Annotated in this window: 6 protein-coding genes; 2 read left to right on the forward strand and 4 right to left on the reverse strand. The window is 47.8% G+C overall.

What is annotated here, in order from left to right; all coding sequences use genetic code 11:
• Positions 1–265 precede the first annotated feature (265 nt).
• From Q0174_RS07905 to aroQ, 4 genes are read right to left on the reverse strand one after another with little or no spacing between them, the layout of a single operon-like run.
• Positions 266–1,465, reverse strand: coding sequence for a P-loop NTPase (locus Q0174_RS07905; protein WP_298043111.1), 1,200 nt, complete (start codon positions 1,463–1,465; stop codon positions 266–268).
• A complete protein-coding gene (folK, locus tag Q0174_RS07910) occupies positions 1,447–1,983 on the reverse strand; it encodes a 2-amino-4-hydroxy-6-hydroxymethyldihydropteridine diphosphokinase (protein WP_298043113.1) in 537 nt (178 codons plus the stop codon). The genes Q0174_RS07905 and folK overlap by 19 nt, the downstream gene beginning before the upstream one ends.
• A complete protein-coding gene (locus Q0174_RS07915) occupies positions 1,980–3,020 on the reverse strand; it encodes a M24 family metallopeptidase (protein WP_298043115.1) in 1,041 nt (346 codons plus the stop codon). Before Q0174_RS07915 ends, folK begins: the two co-directional genes overlap by 4 nt.
• 14 nt (positions 3,021–3,034) lie before the next feature.
• On the reverse strand, positions 3,035–3,502 hold the full coding sequence (gene aroQ, locus Q0174_RS07920) for a type II 3-dehydroquinate dehydratase (protein WP_005869936.1): 468 nt from the start codon (positions 3,500–3,502) through the stop codon (positions 3,035–3,037).
• A 172-nt stretch (positions 3,503–3,674) separates the two neighbouring features.
• Between aroQ and Q0174_RS07925 the strand changes: the two genes are divergently transcribed.
• Positions 3,675–4,892: a metal-dependent hydrolase gene (locus Q0174_RS07925; RefSeq protein ID WP_298043117.1), complete on the forward strand. Its 1,218-nt coding sequence runs from the start codon at positions 3,675–3,677 to the stop codon at positions 4,890–4,892.
• Positions 4,880–5,752, forward strand: coding sequence for a signal peptide peptidase SppA (sppA, locus tag Q0174_RS07930; protein ID WP_298043119.1), 873 nt, complete (start codon positions 4,880–4,882; stop codon positions 5,750–5,752). Before Q0174_RS07925 ends, sppA begins: the two co-directional genes overlap by 13 nt.
• The last annotated feature ends 226 nt before the right edge of the window (positions 5,753–5,978 follow it).

Below are 5,978 nucleotides of genomic sequence, written 5' to 3' on the forward strand. Positions count from 1 at the left end.
AAAATTTAATATGGTACTAACTCCTGTTGCACATAAAAAAGCAAACATTTCATTTCCAAATAGTAATAATGTATATTTGTTTACTTGAGAATTAATAAAAGCCGTTAAAATATACAAAACTGTATATTTTAAAATTTCTTTTATCTGCATGATTAATCTATCTTTTTCATATATATTTTAAAATTTTGGCTTTTAGCTTAGCATTAAATTTTTAAATTTAGCCTTAAAATAGCGGATTGTAGCTATTTTAAAATTTCATCGTAAATCATACTAGGTTGCTAAGCTTTCGTAAAAATCCGCCGACGCCGCGATAAGCGCTCATATCGATCGGCTCGCAGCCCTGTTTGCTTAAAAATCGCGAGACACTTTGTCTAAGCGCGATGGTAGCGGGCGAAAACGGATAGTGCGAGTTAAAAAGCGCGCGATTTTGTGAGCAGATGGCTACTTGTTTGCAAAACGGCACAAAGCCTAGCAGTTTAAAGCCCAGCTCGCTTATATTGCGGTGCGCAACCGACTTTAGATTTTCGTAAATCATCACAGCATCATCCTCGCTCGCGGTGAAATTTAGCAAAAACAAAACCTCTTTTTTGCTCGCTCCAAGCGTCTTTAAAAGCGCGTAGGTGTTGCTGATCGAGCAGGGTTCGTTCGCACACAGCACGATATTTTCGTCGCCGATGCTCAAAAAATCTCCAAGATACTCAAGCCCCGCATCGATCAAAATAAAATCGAAGATTCCCGCCTCTTTTAGCTCGCTTGCGAAGCAAGCAGGGCTTTCGTGAGCCTTTGCGTTTGCGGAATTTCCGGCTTTTTTGGAATTTGATGAGCGGGCGGAATTTTTCATTTCATCTTCACTTGCGGAATTTTGAGAATTCTCGTCAGGGATTGAATTTTGCTTGGTGAAATCATTGCTTTTAAAATTCTCTAGGCTTTCTGATTCTGTAAAATTCCATCCATCTTCGCAATTCTGCGGCTTTTTGGCTGCACAATTCGTAGAATTTTTTGCAGAGTTTGCCATTGAATTTGAAGCGGCGGAATTTTCTGAGTTGTTTTTGTCATCAGAGCTCGTAAGCTTTTGCACATAATTGCGCGAGCCGCTACTTTCGTCGCCTTCCCGGTTTTGTGCGCTATCCATAGAATTTTGCATGACGCAATCGTCCGCGCTAGAGCTTGCGTTTTTGATAGAATTTTGCGCCATAGAATTCGCGCTATTTACAGAATTTTGTGAAGCAAGCGCGGGCGAAACGAGCGTTAAATTTTGAGAAATTTTTATTGCGATGGCGCTTGGTAGCGAAATCCTCTTTCTTTGCAAAGCGTTTAAGATGATCTCTTGATTGTTTAAATTTGGCGCTTCGATGATCGCCGTGCGGTAGCCCTGCTCGCTTAGAATTTCGGCGAAATTTGCTGCAATCACGCTCTTGCCGACTCCGCCCTTGGCGCTTAAAAAATTTACGATTTTAGTTTGCATATCAGTCCTCTTTTAAATTTCATCTCTCCAAGTGGCAAAATCACGCTTATGCGCTCGCAGGCACCCGGATGCGGCAGCACGAGCTGCTCGCAGGCACGCACTTTCGCGCTTGCATATAAAATATCCACGTCCAGCGTGCGCGGCGCGTTTTTAAAGCTTCGTTTACGCCCAAATCGTAGCTCCGCGCGCTGCATAATCTTAAGCAGCGCAAACGGCGCTAGGGAACTTTGCACTAGCATCACGGCGTTTAAAAAATCGGGCTGATCTAAAAAGCCGAACGGCCTGTTTTTTAAGATCGGAGAATTTTGCGCTACGAAAAAGCGCGCGTCGCTTTGCAAAACGCGATAAAATCGCTCGAAGTGTCGCCTGACATCCCCTAAATTCCCGCCGAGCCCGAGCAGGTATAAATTTTTAAAATTTCCGCGCTCGCGGCGCCTCATCGGGAAAACTGCGCTTTTTACGACGCATAGCGCGTCCGCGCACTCGTAAAATCCGTTTTTCTTAAGTCGCACATTCATCGAATCTGCTCACTTAAAATTTCGGCCCCGTTTTCGCGTACGACCACGACGTCCTCGATGCGCACGCCAAACTCGCCGGGTAAGTAAATCCCAGGCTCTACGCTAAAGACCATCCCCTCTTGTAGCACGGTATCTCCGCGCTTCGAGATAAACGGAAGCTCGTGGATATCGACTCCGACGCCGTGTCCGGTGCTGTGAAAAAACGCTTCGCCGTAGCCCTGAGCGGCGATAAAATCCCTAGCCGCCGCGTCGATCTCGCTCGCCTTTTTGCCAGGCATAACCGCCGCGATCGCCAGAGCTTGCGCCTCTTTTACGATCTCGTAAATTTCTTGCCGTTTGGCGTTTTTAAAATTTTGTTCTTTGCCGAAGTTAAAATTTTCGTCAAAGCACGCTGTGCGCGTCCTATCCGAGCAGTAGCGATCAAATTTAACCCCTGCATCAAGCAGGAGTAAATCGCCCTGCCGCAAACGCTTCTTTCCGGGCAATGCGTGCGCCTTGGCGGCGTTTTCGTTGATCGCGACGATAGGCGAAAAGCTAAGCGCGAGCTTGCCCTTTTTCTTAAAGATGAGCTCGGCGTTAAAAAACAGCTCCTCTTCGCTCATCCCTTCGCCGTTAGCGCGCACGAACGCGGCAAATTCGTCAAATCTCTGGGCACCTAGCTGCGCCGCTTGTTTTAAAATTTTTATCTCATCCTCTGATTTTACTATGCGCGAAATTTGCGAAAAATTCGCCCGCGCTTTAAATCTTATCCCAAGCCCTTTACTAAGCGCCCCCCACTCGCCCGCGCTAAAATCGTACGGGTTGTAGCTAAGCTCCTTTACGCCCGCCTTTCGCAAAAACAGCCGCGTGTCTTTTATCAAATTTCGCTCGACCTCGATCACTTCGGTATCTTTGCAAAGCTCGCGCGCCTCGATGCTATAACGCGCATCGGTGAGGAAAAATTTGCGCCCACCAAGACTTAGAAATATCGCGTTGTCGCAGCTATATCCGCACTCGTGAAATACGGCGTTTTCGTCCTTTAGGATAAAATTTTTCAAATTTAATCCCAAACTTATTTGGCTTTCTGCTCGGCTCTGGCGGCCTTGATCTGCTCAAAAATTTGAATCATTCCGATCATCGCCAGATGGTATCCCACTGGACCGAATCCGATGATCTGACCCGCAGTCACAGGCGCTATTAGACTTTTTTGTCTAAGCTCCTCTCTGCGGGCGATGTTTGAGATATGCACCTCGATCACGGGCAGACTGACTGCGGCGAGCGCATCGCGGATAGCGAGCGAAGTGTGCGTGTAGGCGGCAGGGTTGATGATGATGCCATCGCAGGTACCGAAGCACTCTTGGATCTTATCGACGATCTCGCCTTCGAAATTACTCTGGAAAAACTCGATCTCGTTGCCGCTCTGATCGGCGACCGCCTTCATCTGCTTATGGATATCCTCCATCTTCATAACCCCGTAAATAGCGGGCTCGCGCATACCGAGCATATTGATATTCGGTCCTTGAATCACCATAATTTTCATTTTTACGTCCTTGTTTTGAAATTTAAGCAAAAATTATAACCAAAGCGAGCTTATTTTTTACTATGGCGCCAAATTTGTCCGCTCAAGCCCAAGCGATAAAATTTTATCTCTAAATTTAGCGCGAAATAGAATTTTATGCTAAAATCACGCGCTGTTTTAGATAAGGAAAACGATGAGAATTTTAAGGGCGAAGTGGATTCTTGCCTGCGATGAGAATTTTAAAATTTTAAAAGAGGGCGCGATCGTCTTTGATAAAAAGATAATAGAGGTTTGCGCCTTTGCGAGCGCGGCGCGCAAATATCCGCAAGCCGAAATTTTGGACTTTAGCGGCGACATAGTGATGCCTGCGTTTATAAATCCGCACGTGCATTTGGAATTTAGTGCAAACAAAGGCACGCTGCGCTACGGCGATTTTTTAGACTGGCTAGGTAGCGTCATCGCCTCAAGGCAGCAGCTGGACGCCGCGGCGCGCGGACGATTGACCTTGGAGCAGATCGTCGCGATGATGCGAAGCGGCGTGGGTACGATCGGCGAAATTTCAAGCTTCGGCGGCGAGGCTGAAGCTTGCGCGCAAAGCGGCATTAGAACCGTGTTTTTTAATGAAATTTTAGGCGCGAGCAAGAACGCTGCGGCGGAAAATATTTTGAAATTTAAAGAGCGTTTTGAACGCTCAAAGGCGCTTGCAAGCTCGCTTTTTATCCCCGCCGTATCGGTGCACTCGCCGTACTCGACGCACCCGCAGATTACGGAGTTTGCGACGAAGCTTGCCCGCGAAAACGGGCTTGCTATAAGCACGCATTTTATGGAGAGCGCGTATGAGCGGCAGTGGCTGCGCACGGGTCGCGGCAAATTTAAAGCCTGGCTTGCTAAATTTAACCCAACGCCTGCGCCTTTTTACTCGCCGCAGAGCTTCGTAGCGCATTTTAACGGGCTTCGCACGCTTTTTACGCATTGCGTTTGGGTGGATGATTTTAGTATCTTTGATCCGAAGCTCCACTCGATCACGCACTGCGCGCGCTCCAACCGCCTGCTTAGCAAAAAGCGGCTAAGCTTTAAAAAGCTGCTCGCAAGCGGGCTTAATTACAACATCGCTACCGACGGGCTTAGCTCGAATTTTAGCCTAAGCTTTTTAGACGAGCTGCGTGCAAATTTAATGATACACGACGAGCTGGGCCTGGCGGAACTGGCGCGGGTGCTGATTTTAGGCGCGACGAGAAATGCGGCAGCCGCGCTTGGGTTAAATTTAGGTGAGCTGAGAGCCGGTAAGCTCGCCGACATCGCCGTTTTTGAAGGCATTGAGTGTGACGAAGCTCAGCTGCCGCTACAGCTCATTTTGCAGAGCAAAAACGCAAAATCACTTTTTATCGAAGGAATGAAATGCAATTTCTAAAGAACATCTTTGCGCCGATCGGCGCCGTGCTCGGATTTATCAACAAATACTTTAAATCCCTGATTTTTCTGCTTATTTTGTTTTTGATTTTCGCAGACGGCGAAAGTGCACAACAAAAGGGCGCGAATCTCGCTCAGCTTTCATTAAGCGGCGCGATAATGGACGATAGCGAAATTTTAGAAAAGATCGAAACCCTGAAAAACGACGAGGCGATCAAAGGAGTGCTTCTGCTGATCGATAGTCCCGGCGGCGCGCTAAGCCCGAGCGTGGAAATTTCGCTGGCCATCAAGTCTCTAAACTCGCGCAAGCCGGTCGTCGCCTATGCCAAGGGCACGATGGCGAGCGGCAGCTACCTAGGCGGCGTGTGGGCGAGTAAAATTTATGCAAATCCGGGCAGCTTCATCGGCTCCATTGGCGTGATCATGCAGGGGCTTGACGTGAGCGAAGCGGCCGCTAAATTGGGGTTTGCCGAACAGATCGTCAAAGCGGGCGAGCTCAAAGAGGCGGGCACGATGATGCGAAAATGGAGCGACGCGGAGCGCGCGAGCCTGCAAGCTTTAGTGGATGAGAGCTACGAGCTATTCACGCGCGAGGTAGCGCAGGCGCGCTCGCTGGATCTTAGGAAGCGCGATACGTGGGCGAATGCGCGAGTGTTTTTAGCTAGCGGCGCCAAAAGCGTCGGCCTCATCGACGAGGTGGGCTCTTTAGATGACGCTAAAAGCGCGCTCGTAAAGGCTAGCGGCGTAGCAGATCCGATCTGGCAGGAGCCCTCGGCGTATGAAAAGATGATGGATAAGCTGGCAAATAAAAGCGAAAGCTTAGTGCGCGGAGCCTTCGGCGCCAAGCTGATGGCGTATTAGAATTTTAAAAATTTTAAATTATGAGGGAATTTTAAGAGTAGAATTTTGTATGCGAAAGCACACTGAGTTTGGTTATTTTTGAATTTCCTCGCTTTTCCATTTGGCGGTTTTCTTTAAAATTTTACCTTTTTTGTGAATTTTTCTTTGCTTAAGAACTCCTCATTTTTCTACTAATTATTCAGCCCCCTTTAAGCATCGCTCTTGTATAATCACATTTCCGTTTCGC

Source organism: uncultured Campylobacter sp. (genome assembly GCF_937996225.1).
Lineage (GTDB): Bacteria > Campylobacterota > Campylobacteria > Campylobacterales > Campylobacteraceae > Campylobacter_B.